At 73.7% G+C, this 20,971-nt stretch carries 8 protein-coding genes; 7 read left to right on the top strand and 1 reads right to left on the bottom strand.

From position 1 onward, the window contains the following. Positions 1–115 precede the first annotated feature (115 nt). Complete coding sequence (gene msrA / locus ABD481_RS06360) at positions 116–631, bottom strand: peptide-methionine (S)-S-oxide reductase MsrA (protein WP_344664577.1); 516 nt, start codon at positions 629–631, stop codon at positions 116–118. Positions 632–827: 196 nt separating this feature from the next. Here msrA and ABD481_RS06355 point away from each other — a divergent pair, with 196 nt between their 5' ends. From ABD481_RS06355 to ABD481_RS06325, 7 genes are all read left to right on the top strand, one after another. Then, positions 828–1,424, top strand: a complete 597-nt coding sequence (locus ABD481_RS06355) for a winged helix-turn-helix domain-containing protein (protein WP_344664576.1) — start codon at positions 828–830, stop codon at positions 1,422–1,424. A gap of 4 nt (positions 1,425–1,428) precedes the next feature. Continuing rightward, entirely contained in the window at positions 1,429–2,652 is a 1,224-nt protein-coding gene (locus ABD481_RS06350; RefSeq protein WP_344664575.1) for an MFS transporter, read from the top strand. Positions 2,653–2,854: 202 nt separating this feature from the next. Next, the gene (locus ABD481_RS06345) at positions 2,855–5,980 is read left to right on the top strand and encodes an AfsR/SARP family transcriptional regulator (RefSeq protein ID WP_344664574.1); all 3,126 of its coding nucleotides are present in this window, start codon (positions 2,855–2,857) and stop codon (positions 5,978–5,980) included. Positions 5,981–6,533: 553 nt separating this feature from the next. After that, positions 6,534–7,922 carry an ATP-binding protein gene (locus ABD481_RS06340; RefSeq protein WP_344664573.1) on the top strand — a complete coding sequence of 463 codons (1,389 nt, stop codon included), beginning with the start codon at positions 6,534–6,536 and terminating at the stop codon, positions 7,920–7,922. Between the two features lie 227 nt (positions 7,923–8,149). Next, entirely contained in the window at positions 8,150–8,950 is an 801-nt protein-coding gene (locus tag ABD481_RS06335) for an SDR family NAD(P)-dependent oxidoreductase (RefSeq protein WP_344664572.1), read from the top strand. 38 nt (positions 8,951–8,988) lie between these two features. After that, positions 8,989–9,990: a TauD/TfdA family dioxygenase gene (locus tag ABD481_RS06330; RefSeq protein WP_344664571.1), complete on the top strand. Its 1,002-nt coding sequence runs from the start codon at positions 8,989–8,991 to the stop codon at positions 9,988–9,990. A 48-nt stretch (positions 9,991–10,038) separates the two neighbouring features. After that, the gene (locus ABD481_RS06325; RefSeq protein WP_344664570.1) at positions 10,039–20,958 is read left to right on the top strand and encodes an amino acid adenylation domain-containing protein; all 10,920 of its coding nucleotides are present in this window, start codon (positions 10,039–10,041) and stop codon (positions 20,956–20,958) included. Positions 20,959–20,971 lie beyond the last annotated feature (13 nt).

Below are 20,971 nucleotides of genomic sequence, written 5' to 3'. Positions count from 1 at the left end.
GGATGATCCGTCCCGCGGGAACGACGGTGGCCTCCCCGCGAATGTTCTCGCGGGGAGGCCACCGTCGTCTGTACGGCCCGGTGCGGCGGACGCCGCCGCATCGGGCCTTGCGTGCTCAGGCGGCCCGGCGGGGCAGCTTCCATCCCGGGCGCGGGAAGTGGCACGTGTACCCGTTCGGGTAGCGCTCCAGATAGTCCTGGTGCTCCGGCTCGGCCTCCCAGAAGGGCCCGGCCGGCGCGACCTCGGTGACGGCCTTGCCCGGCCACAGGCCGGAGGCGTCGACGTCGGCGATGGTGTCCAGGGCGATCCGCCGCTGCTCGTCGTCCAGGTAGAAGATCGCCGAGCGGTAGCTGGTGCCGATGTCGTTGCCCTGCCGGTCCACCGTCGACGGGTCGTGGATCTGGAAGAAGAACTCCAGGATCGTCCGGTAGTCGGTCTGCGAGGGGTCGTAGACGATCTCGATGGACTCCGCGTGCGTCCCGTGGTTGCGGTAGGTCGCGTCGGGCACGTCACCGCCGGAGTAGCCGACCCGCGTCTCCAACACTCCCGGCTCGCGCCGGATCAGCTGCTGCATTCCCCAGAAACAACCGCCGGCCAGAATGGCCTTCTCTGTGCGCTCAGGCGCCGTCATCGCTCTCCGCTCCTCTGCCGAATACTCACCCTACGGTGAGTTGAGCATCTCGCGGGCTCCGCGCATTCCACCGCATCCGTCGCACCCGACACTTCAGTCGCTCCCGCCCTTCGGAGCCACTCCGGTAGCACGTCATCCGGGGCAATATCCTGCGACCCCTTTCGAAAGAACCGTTTCGAGCGTAGCGTTTCGAAACGTGTCTTCCGACGAGCGCCCGCACCGCGAACTCACCGATCCCAAGGCCATGCGCGCGATCGCGCACCCGACCCGGCTGGCCATCCTGGAGGCGCTCACCCGGCGCGAGCCGCTGACCGCGACCGAGGTCTCGGAGATGGTCGGGGAGTCACCCACCAACTGCGCGTTCCACCTGCGGACCCTGGCCAAGTACGGGTTCGTGGAGGAGACCGAGGGCGGCGCCGGCCGGCGGCGGCCCTGGAGGCGGGCGCACATCGGCTTCAGCTTCGGGGACAGCGGCACGGCCGCGCCGGAGGCGCAGATCGCGGTCGACGCGCTCAGCTCCCTGCTCTGGGAGCGGTCGCTCAGCCGGCTCGCCAAGGTGAACGCGCTGCGCCACGGCTTCCCCGAGGACTGGCGGAAGATCACCGGCGTGTCCGAGACGGTGTTCTACCTCACCCCCGAGGAGGCCGAGAAGTTCCAGGAGGAGCTGCGGGCCGTGCTGTTCCGGTACCACGAGCGCCTGGAGGACCCGAGCCTGCGGCCGGCCGACAGCTCGCCGATCGAGCTCATCCAGTTCACGTTCCCGTTCGACGCCACCCGGACGAAAGGCGACTGACGCCATGAAGGCCCTGCTCGGCCACCGCGACATCCGTCTGCTCGTACTCGCGCGCTTCGTCGACATGCTCGGCGACAACATCATGTGGTTCGCGCTCGGCATCTGGATCAAGCAGCTGACGGGCAGCAACTCCGCGGCCGGGCTGTCCTTCTTCGTCTTCATCCTGGGCAGCCTGTTCGGCCCGGTCGGCGGCGTGTTCGTGGACCGGGTCCGCCGCCGGCCGCTGATCATGGGGCTGAACGCGGTCACGGCGCTGACGGTGCTGCCGCTGCTGCTGGTGCACGACCGGGGCGGGGTCTGGCTGATCTACCTGGTGATGTTCGGCTACGGCCTGCTCAGCAACGTCACCGGCACCGCACTGACCGCGTACACGCAGACCGTGGTCCCCGACGAGGAGCTCGCCGAGGCCAACGGTCTGATCCAGACCGTGCTCCAGGGTCTGCGCCTGGTCGCTCCGCTGATCGGGGCCGGGGTGCTCGCCCAGTACGGCATCAGGCCGCTCGTCATCGGCGACGTCGCCACCTTCGCGCTCGCGGCGCTGCTCCTGCGCGCCATCTCCATCCACGAGGAGGCGCCCGCGCCGCGTCCGGAGAAGGCGCGGTTCACCGCCGAGCTGTCCGCCGGGGTACGGCAGGTCCTGGACACCCTGGTCCTGCGCCAGGCCACCGCGGCGGTCATGGTGGCGGTGCTCGCGTTCGGGTTCTCCGAGTCGGTGATGTTCGCCATCGTCGACCAGGGGCTGCACCGGCCGCCGGCCTTCCTGGGCGTGATCTCCTCGGTCCAGGGGGTCGGCGCCATCGTCGCGGGCCTGCTGACCGGACGGCTGACCCGCCGGCTCGGCGAGAGCCACGTGATAGCCCTGGGAATGGGCGCCGCGGGGCTCGGTTTCGCAGCTTGCTGCGTTCCGTCCGTGTGGGTGGTGGGCCTGGGCGTGATGTCGATCGGCGTCTGCCTGCCGTGGATCATCGCCGGGCTGATGACGCTGCTCCAGCGCAACACGCCGTCGGAGCTGATGGGTCGGACCGGCTCCGCCGTCGGCGTCATGATCGCCGTCCCCCAGACCGCCGCCATCGCCCTCGGCGCGGCGCTGATCGCGGTGGTCGACTTCCGGGTGCTGCTCGGCACGATGACCGCGCTGATGGCCGCCGGATCGCTGTACCTGATCACCCGCGGGGTGCCGGCCCCCGAGCCGGGCCAGACCGATCCCGTCCCGGCACACTCGGCCTGAACCCGGCCTGAACCCGGCCTGGACCCGTTCTGGACCCGTTCTGGATCCGGTCTGATTCCCGCCTGGAGCGGTCCCCCGATCGTATGCCTCGTGGTGGCTATCGGTAGAAGCCTGATGTTTAATCAGGACTTATAGACCGGTAGTCCTACATGTGTTGGGGCGGTGAGGGTATCCAGTGTCCCGCCTGGGGACGGGGGAACGCATGGACGCCGAGATCCAGCTGCTCGGCCCGCCGCGGGTCACCGTCGGGGGCGTTCCCGTCGACATCGGCGGCGCCCGCTCCGACCGGGTGATGGCCGCCCTCGCGCTCAGTCCCAACACCGTGGTGCCGATCGGCCGGCTGGTCGACGTGGTGTGGGACCGGCCGCCGCGGTCCGCCCGCCAGCAGGTGCACACGACGGTCAGCCGGCTGCGCAGCCGGATCCCGACCGGGCGCGGGGTGGAGATCGTCACCGCCAAGTCCGGGTATCTGTGCGTGGTCGGAGCCGACCGGGTCGATCTCGAAGTGTTCCGCGCGGGCGTCCAGGAAGCCCGCAAACTCACGGCGCTGGACCGGCCCGAGGAGGCCGCGCGGACCCTCGAACGGGGGTCCGCTTTGTGGCGGGGCGAGCCGTTGTCCTTCCTCACCGGACACTACTTCGAGAGCGTCGCGCTGAGTCTGACCGAGGAGCGGATCGCCGCGACCGAGATGTTGTTGGAGCTCAGGATCGCCGCCGGGGACGGGGCCATGGTGGTAGGCGAGCTCATCCAGCTGGTCGAGGAGTACCCGCTGCGGGAGTCGCTGCGGGCCACGCTGATGTCGGCGCTGCACCAGTCGGGCCGCTCGGTGGACGCGCTCGCGGTCTACGAGAACTGGCGCCGGGAATCGGCGGAGGCGTTCGGTCTGGATCCGGGGCGCAAGCTCCAGGAACTGCACGCCCGGATCCTGCACGGCGGACCGGAGCCGGCCGTCGGCGCGGCGCCGGAGTTCCCGGCCGGAGCCGGCGGCGGGCCGGCGGGATCCGCCGGCGCCGAGGACGGCTTCCCCGACGACGGCTTCACCGCCGACGCGGCGCGCCCGGCCAAGCGCTACCTCCCGCACGACACCAGGGACTTCTCCGGACGGCGGGACGAGCTCAAGAAGCTGGTGGAGCTCGCCGCCGCGGCGGACCCGTCGCAGCTGCTCATCGTCGCGGTGACCGGGATGGGCGGCGTCGGGAAGACCGCGATGGCCGTCCGGTTCGCGCATTCCGTCGCCGCGGGGTTCGGCGACGGGCAGTACTTCGTCGATCTGCGCGGGTTCTCCGTCGCCTCCGGTCCGCTCGGCGCGGCCGAGGCCCTGGGCATCCTCCTCCGGCAGAGCGGCGTGCCCGGCGACGCCGTCCCGCCGGACCTGGACACCAGGAGCGCGCTGTGGCGGGCCCAGCTGGCCGGACGCAGGGCCCTGATACTGCTGGACAACGTCGTGGACGTGGAGCAGGTCCGGCCGCTGCTGCCGGGGGACGGCGGGTCGCTGGTGGTGCTGACCAGCCGGCGCCGCCTGGTCACCCTCGTCGGGTCGTCGTCGGTGTACCTGGGGCCGCTGGCCCAGGAGGACGCGACGGCGTTGTTCATGCGGATCGCCGGCGCGGAGCGGCTGGCGCAGGACGTGGCCGGCGTGCGCGAGGTCGTCGACCTGTGCGGCCGGCTCCCGCTGGCCATCCGGATCGGCGCCGCGCGGTTCCGCGAGCGGCCCAGCTGGACCCTGCCCCACCTGGTGCGGCTGCTCCGCAGCTCCGGCCAGCGGCCGTCGGTCCTGGAGACCGACGAGGCCGGAGTCGGCGCGGCGCTGGCGTTGTCCCACCGGCACCTGAGCAAGGAGCACGCCCGGCTGTTCCGGCTGTTGAGCGTCCACCCCGGACGCACCTTCGACACCTACGCCGCCGCCGCCATCGCGGACCTGGACGAGGACTCGGCGCTGGCCGGGCTGGAGGCGTTGTTCGACGACAACCTCATCCTCCAGGACCGCCTCGGGCACTACCACTTCCACGACCTGGTCCGCGAGTGCGCCGCCGAGCTCTGCTCGGAGATGGATTCCGAGGCCGACGCGCAACGCGCCCACGATCGCCTCGTGGACTTCTACACCGGCTGCGCGATGCAGTGGAGCCGGGGGCTGGCCCAGGGCCCCTGGGCGAAGGTCCCCGAGTCCCAGGCCGCGGACGGCCAGACCCCGCCGACGACCCTGGGCCGGGCCCGGCACCTGCTGTCCGAGAACGGCGCCAACCTCCTGGCGACTGCGAGGTCCGCGTTGCGCCGGAGTCCGCCGGAGCAGGCATGGCGGATGGTCTGCGCGCTCCAGCCGTACTTACGGATGCGCAACTATCCGGACGACTCCCTGGAGCTGTTCGAGCAGGCCGCGGCCCGGGCCCGCAGCGTCGCGGACGTGCAGGGCGAGGCGCTCTGCCTCATGGGCATGGCCCTGGTCCAGCGCGAGCGGTTCCTGGTGGACCCGGCGGTGGCGAGCCTGACCGCGGCGCGGAAACTGAGCCGTCGCGGCCACGACTGGGAAGCCGAGATGTACCAGCTGATCGAGCTGGGCATCGTCATGATCCACGGCGAGCGGTTCGCCGAGGCTCGCAGTGCTCTGCGGCAGGCACAGGAGGTCGGCGAGGTGCTCGGAGCCGGCGACGAGATCCTCGCGACGATCCACACCCACCTCGGCGTCGTCGCGCGCGCGACCGGCCACAGCGCCGAGGGCCTGGAGCACCTGGAACGCGCGCTGGCGACGCACACGGCGCTCGACGCTCCGCTGCTCCAGGCGTTCGACCACCTGACCGTCGGGTGCCTGCTGCTCCAGGACCGGCGGTTGGCCGAGGCCGAGGACCGGCTGATCGCGGCCTGGCATCTGGAGCGCGGCCACCAGGGCAGCGAGGGCCGGATCACCGCCACCGCCCTGGCCTGGCTGGCGGTGTCCCGCCGGCTGCGGGGAGACCGGCGGCAGGCGCTGGACCACGGCCGGACCGCGCTCGCGATGGCCTGGGAGGACCGCATGCCGGACGTCGCGTGCGCGGCGTTGTGCGCGATCGGCGAGGCCTGTCTGGACAGCGGTGACCTGGAGGGCGCGGAGACGTCCTTCCGCCAGGCGGCCCGCCAGGCCGCGGAGCCCGTGCTGCGCTCGGCCGAGGCCCGGGCCGAGGAGGGGCTCGCGCACCTCGCGCTGCGGCGCGGCCGGTTCCAGGAGGCGGAAGGACGGTTCAAGTCCGCCCTGGAGCTCTATCCGCCGGACGCCGTCGGAGCCCGGAACCCTTGCTTCCACCTGCTCGGCGACAACGCCGACACGGCGTGGTGCATGCGCTGCTCACTCGACTGACTCGACTGACTCGACCGGCTCGACTCGCTCGACCGACTCGACCGACTCGACTCGCTCGACTGACTCGACTCGCTCGACCGGCTCGACCGGCTCGTCCCGGCCGGACCTGTTGCCGGCCGGTTTCCGAGGTCGCAGACCCGGAATGCCGCCCGGTTCGATCATGCCGGATACCGGTGGCCTGCACCGTCGCTGACGGCTACTCGCGCGCTATCACGGGGATCCTCTCGCCCGGCGCCCTCGCGCGGCGCCGGGACACAAGGCTGCCAGTGGGCGGGAGTGCGGGTTCGGACATAGCCCGGTGATAGGGCACCGGTAGCCGGGCGGGCAACAATCATCAGAGTTCGGATCAAAACATGATTCCCGTTCTTTTCGGCGGTCAGACGGCGGCGCCGACACGGCGGTGCCCCCTGGACCCCGGGCTCCCCGGACGGCGCCGGCGTTTCCGTGTTCCACGGAGGCCGCCGGCGGTCCATGGACGGTCTCACTACCGCGTGCGCCAGTTCTGATCGGACTGACCACGCGTCCACTCGGTGACAGAAGGGTTGAACCGACGTTGAACCAAGAGGCGTTCCGGCACCTGCGCATCCAGCGGGGCCTGACCCAGGAGGAACTGTCCTACCGGTCCGGTGTCAGCGTCCGGACCATCCGCAACGTCGAATGCGGTCTCATCGAGCGACCGCGGCGCAAATCGGTCGACCTGCTGCTCGACGTGCTCGACCCCGAGCACCGGCACGTGCACCGGGCGCCGCTGGACCGGATCAGGCCGGGGACCGGGGCCTGGCGCGGCCCGCGGCCGCCCCACACTTCCTTGGTCGGCCGTGCGCAGGAGGTGCGGGAACTGGCCGATCTGGTGCTCGCCAACCAGGTGGTCACGGTCACCGGCCCGGGCGGGGCCGGCAAGTCGCGGGTGGCGCTGGCGGTGGCGGAGAACGTCGGCCCGCGGTTCGCCGACGGCGTGGCCGTCGTCCAGCTGGGCTCGGTCCCCCGCGAGCAGGACCTGGATCCCGAGTCGGCGGTGAAGCACGCCATGGAGGCGGTGCAGGACCTGCTGGCCGGCGCCGACGGCCCGGACCGCCCGGACCTGCTGCTGGTCCTGGACAACGCCGAGCACCTGGCGGCCACGGTGCCGGCGGTGGTCAACCGCCTGCTGAACGAGCATCCCCGGCTGCACGTGCTGGTCACTTCGCGCCGGGCCTGCCCGCTGCACGGCACCAGGATCTGGGAGCTGCGGCCGCTGTCCGCCGAGGCCGCGGTGGAGCTGCTCACCGAGCGGGTGCCGATGAGCTGCCCGGCCCTGGACCTCTCCGACGAGCAGCCCCGGCTCGCCGAGCTCACCGCGCGGCTGGACCGCCTGCCGCGCCTGCTGGAGTTCGCCGCGCACCGGCTGCGGACCACACCGCTGTCGCTCCTGCTGTCCCATCCGCACGGGATGGCGCTGCTGGGTTCCACGGACACCTCGGTGCTGCCGCACCAGCGCGGCGTCGAGGACAGCCTGCGGTGGAGCCTGGACCTGCTCGACGAGCGGCACCAGCAGGTGCTGGCCCGGCTCGCGAACGCTCCGGAGGGCGCCGCCCTGGACGTCGGCGACGCGGTGGCCGCCGGGTTCACCGTCGCCCAGACCATGGAGCTGCTGGCCGATCTGGTCGACGCCTCGCTGCTGGAGGTGAAGCGGGGCCGCAGCTACGAGTACCGGATGCTGCGGCATGTCAGGGCCCTGTTGGCGGACTCCGGGGCCCGCGAGGACCCGGCGGGCGGCCCGGCAGACGGCCCGGCAACCGACCCGGCAACCGACCCGGTGACCGGCCCGGTGACCGGCCGCGTGACCCGCCCCCGGACCGAACCGGCGACCGACCCTGTGACCGACCGTGTGACCGGCCGCGTGACCGGCCCCCTGACCGACCCGGCCCGGCGGCCCGGGACCGCCCCCCGCTGCGAACGCTGATTGCTGCCGGTTGCCTGTCAGTTGCCTGCCGCGCGGCCGGCACTGCCGGGTACGACGGCTAATCGCCGCCGGTTCTGCCTGTGACGGCGCGCCGCCACCGGCGACGATGAATTGCGGCCGGGCAATCGCACCGGTCCTCGGATTCGCCGGGCAGTCGGGCAGCGGCCGGGCCATGGCCAAGCAGTGGCCGGGCCGTCGTCGATCAGTCGTCAGGATGGAGCACGGCCATGCGCATCGTTGTGGTGTCCGGCGCGTCGAGCGGGATCGGACGCGCCACGGCGGAGAGGTTCGCCCGGGCCGGCGACCAGGTCTACAACCTGGACGTGACCGCGCCGCCGGACTTCTCGCCGGAATTCGCGGCGGACCTCGCGGCGGACCTCGCGGCGGACGCCGGCGGGATCCGGTGGCTGGAGACCGACGTCGCGGACTGGTCCGCCGTCCAGCGGGCCATCGCACACGTACACGACGAACACGGCCGGATCGACGTGGCGATCGCCAACGCCGGGATCAGCGTCCGCCACGGGGTCCTGGACATCGCCTGGGACCAGGCGCGCCGCGTCGTCGACGTCAACCTGCTCGGCGTGCTGGGGCTGTGGCAGGCCGCGGCGCGGCTGATGGTGGCCGACGGCGGCGGGGTACTGCTGGCCACCGCCTCGGTCAACGGACACCGCGGCTTCCCCTACTACGCGGACTACAACGCCACCAAGGCCGGGATCGCGGCGCTGTGCCGCACCTTCGCGGTGGAGCTGAGCCCGGTCGTGCGGGTGGCGTGCGTATCGCCGGGCGCCGTGCTGACACCCATGCAGCTGGCCGAGTACACCCCGCAGATGCTGGAGGACGTCAACGCGCGGATTCCGGCGGGACGGCACGCGGAGCCGGCGGAGATCGCGGAGGCCTTCCACTACCTGGCATCGGCCCCGGCCCGGTTCATCACCGGTCAGGAACTCGTCATCGACGGCGGTGAGATCGCCGGTTCCATGACCTCCGACAGCGGGACGGCGGTGGCCGCCCGGTCCGGCCGCCGGTAGCGGGTCGGCGAGCATTCGAGAAAGGTCAGGCAACCATTGTGCGCACCGACGAGTACCCGCTGAGCGCGGCCGAGGTCGACGACCTGCGGGTGGTGCTGGACGAGCTGGGCGGGGGCGGACTGTCGCCGACCGACCCGGATTTCTATCAGAAGTACCGCGGCTGCCACGAGCTGCTGCCCCGCGGGGTGCGCCGCTTCCTGTCCGGCTTCCGCGACGCCGAGGACTCCACCGCGTGCGTGGTGAGCGGGTTCCCGGTCGACGACGCGGCGCTGGGGCCGACGCCCGGCCACTGGGAGCGGGCCGACGGCCGGGACGCGACCCTGCTTCCGGACCTCTACCTGGCCATGTGCGGGTGGACCCTCGGCGAGCCGTTCGCGTGGGCGACGCTCCAGTGCGGCCGCCTGGTCCAGGACATCCTGCCGATCAAGGGCGACGAGCGCCGGGAGAGCGGGCACGGCAGCGAGGCGTTCCTGAGCCTGCACACCGATGACGCGTTCCGTCCCGACTCCCCCGACTACCTCCTGTTGTTCGGCCTGCGCAACCGCGACGCCGTGCCCACGTTCGTCTCCGCGTTGCGCGATGTGCGGCTGAGCGGGTCCCAGCGGCGGGTGCTGACGGAGCCGCGGTACCACATCGTCCCGGACCACGAGCACATCAGGCAGCTGGAGCAGCGCGCCCCCGGTGATCCGGCGTTGTTGCGGGCTCTGGAGATGCGCGACCGGCCGCAGCCGGTCGCGGTCCTCTTCGGCGATCCGGACCATCCGTTCATCCGGCTGGACACCCCGTTCATGTCCTGTGCCGGCGAGGACCCGCAGGCGCAGGACGCGCTGTCGGCGCTGCTGGCCGAGCTCGACCGGGTGCGGCGGCCGCTGGTCGCGCAGCCGGGGACGCTGCTGGTTCTGGACAACCGGAGCGTGGTGCACGGGCGGGACTCGTTCAAGGCCCGCCACGACGGTACCGACCGCTGGCTGCGCAAGGTCATCGTCGGCCGCCGGGCGCCGGGGTCGGCCGGGCAGCCGCTCGACCGGGTGCGGCTCTGACCGCCGAATCCCTGTCCGTGCCGCAGACCGCTTCCAGAAGGGGACGAGATGAACCAGGCCAGCCGCGTCGCCGACCTGCCGGAGCCCGCCGAGCCGCGGACCGCCGGGTCGCGGAGCAACGGGTCGCAGAGCACTGGATCGCAGAGCACTGAGTCAGAGGCGTTCGGCGCCGCGATTCAGGACTCGGATCCGGCCGGGGCGCGGGCGCACCGCCGGCGCGAGGAGCTGCTGTGCGGGCTGTTCGCGCAGGTGTTGGGCCTGGCCGAGGTCGATGCCGAGGACGACTTCTTCGACCTGGGCGGGGACTCGGTCGCCTCGATCCGGCTGCTGGCCGCGACCAGCCGCGCCGGCCTGCTGCTGGAGTACCGCGACGTCTTCGAGCTTCGGACGCCGGCCGAGCTGGCCGCGGTCGCGGACGAGGTGCCGGTCGGCGAGGCGGAGCCCTCAGGGGCGGCGGAGGACGTACCGGATCCGTTGGCCGACGCGGACCCGCGCGAGCGTTCGGAGATCCTGGACGCGTTCGGGCCGGGGGTCCAGGTGTGGCCGGTGACCCCGCTCCAGGAGGGCCTGCTGTTCCACGCCGCGTACGACCATGGCGCGGCGGACCCGTACCTGGTGCAGCATCCCTTTCGGATCACCGGTGCGCTGGATGTCCCGCGGTTGCGGGAGGCGTTCGCGAACCTGCTGCGCCGGCATGCCGGTCTGCGGGCCGGATTCGTGACGCGCCGGGACGGCGAGGTGGTCCAGGTCGTCCCGGCGGAGGTGGAGCTGCCCTGGCGCGAGGTGGACCTGTCGCTGGCGCCGGACGGAGGCCGGGACGAGGTCGCCGCGCTGCTGCGGCGGGACCTGCGGGAGCGGTTCGATCCGGCGGCGCCGCCGCTGCTGCGCGTGACGGTGGTGACGACGGCGCCGCGGGAGTATCTCCTGGTGGTGACCAGCCACCACGTCCTGTGGGACGGCTGGTCCACTAATCGGGCCCTGGCGGACCTGTGGTCGCTGTACGAGGGTGCCGAGCTTCCCGAGGCGGTGCCGTTCAGCGGGTACCTGTCCTGGCTCGCGCGGCAGGACGCCGAGTCCTCGCTCGCGGTCTGGGACGAGGCGCTGGCCGGGCTGGAGGAGCCGACGCTGGTCGCGCCCGGCCTGGACGGCGCGCTGTCCGGGACTCCGGGCCGGGTGGTCGCCGAGCTGAGCGAGGCGGAGAGCACGGCGTTGCTCGACGTCGCGCGGGAACGCGGCCTCACCCTCAACACTCTGATGCAGGGAATGTGGGCCCTGCTGCTCGCGGACCTGACCGGCTCCTCGGACGTCGTCTTCGGCGCGACCGTCTCCGGCCGCCCGCCGGGGATCCGCGGCGTCGAGGACATGGTCGGCCTGCTGATCAACAACGTCCCGGTGCGGGTCCGGGTCGATCCCGCCCAGCCGCTGGAGGACCTGCTCGCGCAGATCCAGCGGCAGCAGGTGGCGCTCACGCCGCACCACCACGTCGGGCTGCCCGCGCTCCAGCGGCGGACCGGGCACGGCCGGCTGTTCGACACCTCGACGGTCTGCCAGAACGGACCGGGCGACGACCGGTCGCTCCGGGCCGCCGGCCTGTCGATCAGCGGCCGGGACGCCGACGAGGACGAGGGCTTCACCCACTTCCCGCTGAGCCTGGAGGTGTTCCCCGGCGATCGGGTGCGGATCGAGCTCAGCTTTCGGCCGGAGGCCTTCGAGGCCGGCTTCGTCCGGGCCCTGGCCGACCGGGCCCGGCGGGTCTTCGAGATCATCGCCGCCGACCCGGGCCGGGCGGCCGGCCGGATCGACCTGCTGACCGCGGCCGAGCACGCGGTCCTGGACGCTTACAGCGGCGTGGACGGCGTCGACTGCGAAGCGGTGCTGCCGCCGTTGTTCCAGGCCCAGGCCGCGGCCACCCCGCACGACACCGCCGTGGTCGCCGCGGACGGGAAGCTGAGCTTCGCCGAGCTCAACGAGCGCGCGAACCGGCTCGCCCACGCCCTGATCGCCCGCGGCGCCGGGCCCGACGACCTGGTGGCGGTGCTGCTGCCGCGGACCGCCGACGCCGTCGTGGCCTGGCTCGGCGTGCTGAAGGCCGGCTGCGCCTATCTGCCGGTCGAGCCGGGCTGGCCCGCCGACCGCGTCGCGGCCATGCTCGCCGACGCGCGCCCGGCGGCGATGGTGACCGACGCCGACCACGCGCCGCCCGGGGATCTGCCGGTGCTGCGCGTCGATCAGGTCCAGCTGCCCGGGCACGGCCTGCCCGCGCACGATCCGACCGACGCCGACCGGGTCCGTCCGCTGCTCCCGTCGCATCTGGCGTTCGTCATCCACACCTCGGGCTCGACCGGGCTTCCGAAGTGCGTCGCGCTCACCCAGCGCGGCGTCGTGAACATGTACCACGGCCAGAACAGCGGCTACATGGACGAAGCGGTCGTCGCCGCCGGCGGCCGCCGGCTGCGCGTGGCCCTGGTGTCCGGGTTCGGATTCGACGCCGCCTGGGCCGACCTGCTCCGGATGGTCGCCGGCCACGAGCTGCACCTGATCGACGAGGAGCTGCGCAAGGACGCGGCCGCCCTGATCGACTACTCGGCGCGGCACCGCATCGACTCGCTGAGCGTCACGCCGCTGTTCGCCACCCAGCTGCTGGCCGCCGGCCTGCTGACCGCCCCCGGCCACCGGCCCGGCCTCATCTCGCTCGGCGGCGACCTGGTGGACGAGGGTCTGTGGACCGAGCTGGCCGAGAGCGGGGTGCCGAGCTACAACTTCTACGGCCCCACCGAGTGCACGATCGACTCGACGTTCAGCCTGATCGCCGCCGGGACCCGCACCCACGTCGGCCGTCCGGTCGCCAACGGCCGCGCCCACATCCTGGACAGCACTCTGCGACCGGTGCCGCCCGGGGCCCGCGGCGAGCTGTACCTGGCCGGTCCGGGCCTGGGCCGCGGCTACCTGAACCAGGCCGCGCTGACCGCCGAGCGGTTCGTCGCCTCGCCCTTCGGCCCGCCCGGATCCCGGCTGTACCGGACCGGCGACCTGGTGCGGTGGACCGCCGAGGGCGACCTGGAGTTCCTCGGCCGTGCCGACGACCAGGTCAAGATCCGGGGCTTCCGGATCGAGCCGGGCGAGGTGGAGGCCGTGCTGCGGGCGCACCCCGGGGTCCGGGAGGTCGCCGTGGTGGCCCGCGAGGACCGGCCCCGGGTCAAGCGGCTGGCCGCGTACATCGTGCCGGCCTCGGCATCGCAGGGCTCCTCCGGCGGTGCGGACGCCGCCGAACTCCGTGCGTACGCCGCGACGCGGCTGCCCGACTACATGGTGCCGGCCGCGTTCGTGATGCTGGACGCGCTGCCGCTGACCAGGACCGGGAAGGTGGACCGGCGCGCGCTCCCGGTGCCGGAGTTCACCGGGTCCGGGGCCGCCCGCCCGCCGCGCGACGTGCCGGAGCAGGTGCTGTGCGACCTGTTCGCCGACGTTCTGGGCGTCGCCGACGTCGGCGTCGACGACGACTTCTTCGAGCTCGGCGGCGACTCGATCACCTCGATCCAGCTGGCCGTCCGCGCCCACCGGTCCGGACTGCCGCTGGCGCCTCGGGACATCTTCGAACGCCGGACCGTCGCGGAACTGGCGTCGGCGGCGCGGGACCGGCCGTCCGACGCGGCGGGCCCGCGGGCGTCCGCCCGCCTGGCGGATCCGCTGGCGGACGCCGATGCCCAGGAGCGGTCGGAGCTGCTGGCCGCCTTCGGCCCCGGCGCCGAGGCGTGGCCGGTGACACCGCTTCAAGAAGGAATGCTTTTCCACGCCGCCTACGACCGCGAGAGCGTCGACCCGTACACCACGCAGATGCTGTCGGACCTCGAAGGCGTTCTGGACGTGCCGCGCCTGCGGGAGGCGTTCGCGGGCCTGCTGGCCCGGCACGCCAGCCTGCGGGCCGGCTTCGTGACGCGCCGCAGCGGCGAGCTGGTGCAGGTCGTCCCGGCGCGCGCGGACCTGCCCTGGCGTGCGGTGGACCTGTCGGACCTGGCGCCGGACGAGCAGCGGGCCCGGCTGGCCGAGCTGCTGCGGCGCGACCGCGAGGAGCGGTTCGATCCGGCGGTGCCGCCGCTGCTGCGGGTGACGCTGGTGACCACGGCGCCCGAACGGCATCTGCTGGTGCTGACCGGCCACCACGTCCTGTGGGACGGCTGGTCCAACGCGCGTGCGCTGGCGGATTTGTGGTCCCTGTACGAAGGGGCGGAGCTCCCCGAGGCGGTGCCGTTCACCGAATACCTGTCCTGGCTCACGCACCAGGACGCCGAGGAGGGCCTGGCCGCCTGGGACCGGGCCCTGGCCGGCCTGCCGGAACCCTCGCTGGTCGCGCCGGAGGTGGACGCCTCGCTGCCCGCGCTGCCCGGGGTGATCGCCGACGAGCTGGGGCCGGAGGCGACGGCGGCGCTCGTCGCGGCCGCCCGCGCGCGCGGACTGACGCCGAACACCCTGGTCCAGGGGGTCTGGGCGCTGGTGCTCGCGAGCCTGACCCGGCAGCCGGACGTCGTCTTCGGGGCGACGGTCTCCGGCCGCAGCCCCGAGGTCCCGGGCATCGAGGACATCGTCGGTCTGCTGATCAACACCGTCCCGGTGCGGGTCGCGCTCGATCCCGCCATGCCGTTCGCCGAGTTGCTGGCCACCGTGCAGAAGCAGCAGGCCGCGCTGAGTCCGTATCACCACGTCGGGCTGCCGGCCATCCAGCAGCGCAGCGGTCGCGGCACGCTGTTCGACACGTCCACCGTCTTCCAGAACGCGCCCGACAACGACGGGTCCGAGCCGGCGACGGGACTGCGGATCAGCGGGCGCGAAGCCGACCAGCAGGTGGCCGGCGTCCACTATCCGCTCAGCCTGGTCGTCGTCCCCGGCCCGAACTGGCGCGTCGAGCTGGGCTACCGCGAGGACGTCTACGACCGGAACGCCGCACAGCGGGTGCACGACCAGGTCCTGCGGCTGCTGGCGGCCTTCGCGGCCGAGCCGGACCGCGTCATCGGACGGCTGGATCCGCTGTCCGGGTCCGAGCGCGCCCTCGTCCTGCGGACCCACGGCGCCGGTCCGGTCCCCGCGGCCCCGGCCGGATCCGTGGTGGAGCTGTTCGCCGCGGTGGTGCGGCGGACTCCGTCGGCGACCGCGCTGGAGTGCGGCGAGGTCCGTGTCTCCTATCAGGAGCTCGATGAGCGTGCGGACGCTCTGGCCGCGCGCCTGACCGGGCTCGGGGTGGGGGCCGAGGACCGCGTGGGCGTGCTGGTGGAACGGTCGGTGGAGGCGGTGGTCGCGGTCCTGGCCGTGGCCAAGGCCGGGGCCGCTTACCTGGCGCTGGACCAGCGGGCGCCGGCCGAGCGGCTGCGCCTGATGCTGGCCGAGGCCGGGGCCGGGGTGCTGATCACCGACGCGACGTGGCGGGCCACGGCTCAGCTGGTACACGACGGCGCGCTGGTGACGGTCGGCGGACCGGATGCGGCGCAGCCGCCGGAGCCGGAGCCCAGTGCCCTCCCTGGGGCGAACACTGACACGAGTGCCGGGCCGGTCACGGCCGCCGCGCCGGACCGCCGGATCCACCCGGACCGATTGTTGTACGTCGTCTACACCTCCGGCTCGACCGGCACCCCCAAGGGCGTGGGCGCCCGGCACCAGGACGCCGTCGCCCTGGCCTTCGACAGCCGCTTCGACGGCGCGGCCCATGAGCGGGTGCTGATGCACTCCCCGTTGTCCTTCGACGCCTCGACGTACGAGATCTGGGTGCCTCTGCTCCGCGGCGGCACGGTCGCCGTGCTCCCGCCCGGCGACCTGGACCCGCGGACGGTGCGCCGCGCCGTCGCCGAGCACCGGCTGACCGCCGTGTTCATGACGACGGCGCTGTTCCGGCTGATCGCGACCGACTCCCCCGACGCCCTGACCGGCCTCCACGAAGTGTGGACCGGCGGCGAGGCGGTCCCGCCGGACGCGGTCCGCACCGTGCTCCAGGCCTGCCCCGGCCTGGCGGTCGTCGACGTCTACGGCCCGACCGAGGCCACCACCTACGCCACCGCGCACCGGCCGCTGACGGCGTCCGACTCCGTCCCGGACCGCCTGCCCATCGGCCGGCCGCTGGACGACACCCGGGTCTACGTCCTCGACGGCTGGCTGCGCCCGGTCGGGGCCGGGGTGCCCGGCGAGCTCTACATCGCCGGCGCCGGAGTGGCGCGCGGCTACCTCGGCCATCCCGGCCTGACCTCCGACCGCTTCGTCGCCGAGCCGTTCGGCCCGCCCGGCTCCCGGATGTACCGCACCGGGGACCTCGTGCAGTGGGACGCCGACGGCGCCCTGGTCTTCCTCGCACGCGTGGACAGCCAGGTGAAGCTGCGCGGGTTCCGGATCGAGCTGGGCGAGGTCGAGGCCGCGCTGGCCGCGCATCCCGCGGTGCGCGACGCCGTGGTGGTGGTGCGCGAGGACCGTCCCGGCGACCGCCGGCTGGTCGGGTACGTCGTGCCGATCGCGCCGGGCGACGCGAGCGGCCGGGACGGCCAAAACAGCCAGGACAGCCGTGGCTACCAGGACGGCCCAGGCGTCCCGGGCGACATCGACCTCGCCGCGGTGACCGAGTTCGTGCGCCGCCGCCTGCCGGCCTACATGGTCCCGGCCGCGCTCATGGCGCTCGATCAGGTGCCGCTCACCGTCAACGGCAAGGTCGACCACCGCGCGCTGCCGGTCCCCGAGGTCGAGGCGTCCACGGCCGGCCGGGGGCCGCGCACCGTGCCCGAACAAGTACTCTGCGACCTGTTCGCCGAGGTCCTGGGGCTGGAGCGGGTCGGGATCGACGACGACTTCTTCGACCTGGGCGGCCACTCGCTGCTGGCCATGCGGCTGACCAGCCGGGTGTGGACGGCCCTCGGCGCGCAGCTCACGGTCCGCACGCTGTTCGAGGCGCCGACGGTGGCCCGGCTGGTCCAGCGGTTGCGGGACGCCGGAGCGGCGCGCCCCGCACTGCGCGCGCTGCCGCGCCCGGACCGGATCCCGATGTCGTTCGAGCAGCGCCGCCTGTGGTTCCTCAGCGAGCTCGACGGCGCCGTCGCCTACAACATCCCGCTGGCGCTGCGGCTGACCGGACCGATTGACGACGAGGCGCTGCGCACCGCGCTGGCCGACGTCGCGGACCGGCACGAGGTGCTGCGCACCGTCTTCCCGGCCGCCGACGGCGGCGGGTACCAGCAGGTGCTCACCGGGCCGGCGGCGCGGCCGGAGCTGCGGATCGTGGCCACCGACCCGGACCGGCTGGCGGCCGACCTGGCCGCGGCCGCCGACGAGCCGTTCCGGCTGACGCACGAGCTCCCGATCCGGGCGTGGCTGTTCGGACTGGGGCCGCAGGACCATGTACTCCTGCTGGTCGTGCACCACATCGCCTGCGACGAGTGGTCGCTGGAGCCGATGCTGCGCGATCTGGCCGACGCCTACGAGGCGCGGCGGCGCGGCGCGGTCCCGAACCTGCCGGTGCCGCCTGTGCAGTACGCCGACTACGCCTTGTGGCAGCGGGACATGCTCGGCCGGGAAGACGACCCGGCCAGCCTGGCCGCCCGCCAGTCCGACTTCTGGCGGCGGACCCTGGCCGGCATCCCCGCCCAGCTCCCGCTGCCGTTCGACCGCCCGCGGCAGGTCGACGCCGCTCCCGTGGCCGGGATCGTCTGGTTCGCGATCCCCGCGCCGGCCGCCTCGGCGCTGGCGACGGTGGCCCGCGCCGGCGACGCCACGCTGTACATGGCGCTGCAAGCCGCGGTCGCGGTGGTGCTGTCGCGGTCCGGCGCCGGGGACGACATCCCGCTGGGCACGGCCACCTACGGCCGTCCCGACGAGGCGCTGGACGGTCTGGTCGGCTTCTTCGCCAAGACCGTGGTGCTGCGCACCGACCTGGCGGGCGAGCCGACGTTCGCCGAACTGCTCCAGCGGGTGCGCGAGACCGACCTGGCGGCGTTCGCCAACCAGGACGTGCCTTTCGAGTCCCTGGTCGAGGCGCTCAACCCGGAGCGCCTGCCCGGGGTCAACCCGCTGTTCCAGGTGAGCGTCTCGATGCAGACCGGCGGGTGGACCGGGCTGGAGTTGGCGGGCGTGGAGGCCGCCTGGCAGGACGCCGGTCCGGGCCTGGCGCCATTCGACCTGTCGTTCGTGTTCGACCAGCCGGGACCGCACAGCACCGATGGCGCCGCGGACAGTCCGGCAGCGCCGATCACCGCCTCGCTCCGGTACCGCGCCGACCTGTTCGACCAGGCGACGGCCGAGGACCTGGCCGACCGGGTGGTGCGGGTGATCGAGCAAGTGGGCGCGGCCCCGCGGACCCCGGTCGGCCGACTCGCCGTCCTGGCGCCCGAGGAGCGGCACCGGATGCTGGTCGGGTGGAACGCCACGGCCCGATCCGTGCCGCGAGTGACGCTGCCCGAACTCTTCGGGGCCCAGGCCGCCCGGACCCCCGACGCCCCGGCGCTGGTGTTCGGGGACGTCGTCCTGAGCTACGCCGAGCTCGACCGCCGTTCCAGCCGCCTGGCCCACGAGCTGATCGCCCGCGGCGCCGGCCCCGAGCGGCTGATCGCCCTGGCCCTGCCGCGCTCGGAGCAGCTCACCGTGTCCATGCTGGCCGTGCTCAAGGCCGGTGCGGCCTACCTGCCGATCGACCCGGAGCTGCCCGCCGAGCGCATCGCGTTCGTGCTCGGCGACGCGCAGCCGGCGGCCGTGCTGAGCACCGGGACGGTGGCCCCCGGGCTGCCGGTCGGGTCCGACACGCCGGTGCTCCTCCTGGACGACCCGGCGCTCGCGGCGGAGGTCGACCGGCGGCCCGCCGGCGCCCCGGCCGACGCCGACCGCATCAGCCCCCTGCTTCCGGCGCACGCCGCCTACGTCATCTACACGTCCGGCTCGACCGGCCGGCCCAAGGGCGTGGTGGTGTCGCACGCCGGAGTCCCGAGCATGGTCGCGTCCCAGGCGGCGGAACTGGCCGTGGACGGGGACTCGCGGGTGCTGCAGTTCGCGCCGGCGAGCTTCGACGCCTCGGTCTGGGAGACGTGGATGGCCCTGGCCACCGGCGGCTGCCTGGTCGTGGCCGCGGAGGCGGACCGCACGGCCGGCGACGGCCTGGTCGACTTCCTGCGGCGGCACCGGATCACGCACGCGACCCTGCCCCCGGCCGTGCTGCTCGGCACCGACTTCGACGCCGACGTGGCCGCCGGGGCCACCCTGGTGACCGCCGGCGAGGCGTGCACCAGGCAGGTGGCCGAGGCGGCCCGCGGGTTCGGCCGCGTCGTCAACGCCTACGGCCCCACCGAGTCCACGGTCTGCGCCACCATGCACCGGCTGGACCCGGGCCGCCCGGCGGCCGCGGCGCCGATCGGCCGGCCGCTGGCCAACACCCGGGTCTACGTCCTGGACCAGGCGCTGGCCCCGGTCCCGGCCGGAGCGCCCGGCGAGCTGTACCTCGCCGGCGCCGGACTGGCCCGCGGCTACCTGAACCGGCCGGGGCTGACCGCGGAGCGCTTCGTCGCCGACCCCTTCGGCGCGCCCGGCGAGCGGATGTACCGCACCGGCGACCTCGTGTCCTGGTCCCGCGACGGCGAGCTGGTGTTCCTCGGCCGGACCGACGAGCAGGTGAAGGTCCGCGGGTTCCGGATCGAGCCGGGCGAGATCGCCTCGGCGCTGACCGGGCACGACGCGGTCGCCCAGGCCGCGGTGGTCGCGCGGGAGGACCGGCCGGGCGACACCCGCTTGGTCGCCTATGTCGTGCTCGCGGCGGACGCCGCCTCCGGGACCGGGATCGGCCCGTCGGAGCTGCGGGACCACCTCGCCGAACGGCTGCCGGGCTACATGGTTCCGGCCGCGGTCGTCGTCCTCGACGCCCTGCCGCTGACCCCGAACGGGAAGCTGGACCGGGCCGGCCTGCCGGTGCCCGGTACCGGCTCCGGCCGGACCGACGGACCGGCCGGGCCCGCCTCGGCCCCGGACGCCGGTGTCGCCGCCGATACGGACACCGGCGACGACGCCGACGGCCGCACCGCGACGCTGAGGCGGCTGTTCGCCCAGACCCTCGGCGTGGAGCGGGTCGGCCCCGACGACGCGTTCTTCGACCTCGGCGGCCACTCGCTGCTGGCGGTCCGGCTCATCGGCCGCGTCCGCGCCCTGCTCGGCGCCGAGATCAGCATCCGGACGCTGTTCGAGGCGCCGACCCCGGCGGCCCTGGCGGCCCGGCTCGACGACACCCCGAGCGACCCCTTCTCGAACGTCATCGAGTTGCAGCGCGGCACCGGCCGCGGCCGGCCGGTCTTCTGCTTCCACCCGATCGGCGGACTGGCCTGGTGCTACTCGGCGCTGCTGCCCCACCTGGACCGCGACCAGCCGGTCCACGGCATCCAGGCGACCGAGAGCCACGGCCGGTTCCAGCCGGTGGCGTCGCTGGCCGAGCTGGCCGACCGGTACGTCGACCTGATCACCGCGACCCATCCGCACGGGCCGTACCTGCTCATGGGCTGGTCCCTCGGCGGCGCCCTCGCCTACGAGGTGGCCGGGCGGATCGAGGCGGCCGGCGGCCAGGTGGACCTCGTGGTGATGTTCGACTCGCGGCCCTACGAGCGGGCGCTGACCGCCGGCGCGGACACCGACGACTTCGTGGACTGGGTCGCCGGGGAGGTCCTGACCAGCGGCGGCGACGCGGTGCTCGGCGAGCGCCAGAGCAGGGCCCTGATGGACGCGGCACTGGCCATCGGGACCGTGCTCGGACCGCCCACGCCGGACGGCTACAAGGGACGGGTCCTGAGCTTCGCGGCCTCCCGGTCGGTCGCGGAGCTGGGGTCCGCCGAGGCGGCGTGGAGCCCGTTCCTGCGCGACGTCGAGCACCACACGGTCGACGCCGACCACGGCTCGATGATGACCAAGCCGGTCCTGGACCAGGCCGGTCCGGTCCTGCGGGCCGCCCTGGCCGAGCTGCCCGCCACCGACTGACGAAGCACTGGCC

The sequence above is a fragment of the Catenulispora yoronensis genome (genome assembly GCF_039531695.1).
GTDB lineage: Bacteria > Actinomycetota > Actinomycetes > Streptomycetales > Catenulisporaceae > Catenulispora > Catenulispora yoronensis.
This window is presented reverse-complemented; position numbering and strand designations above follow the sequence as displayed.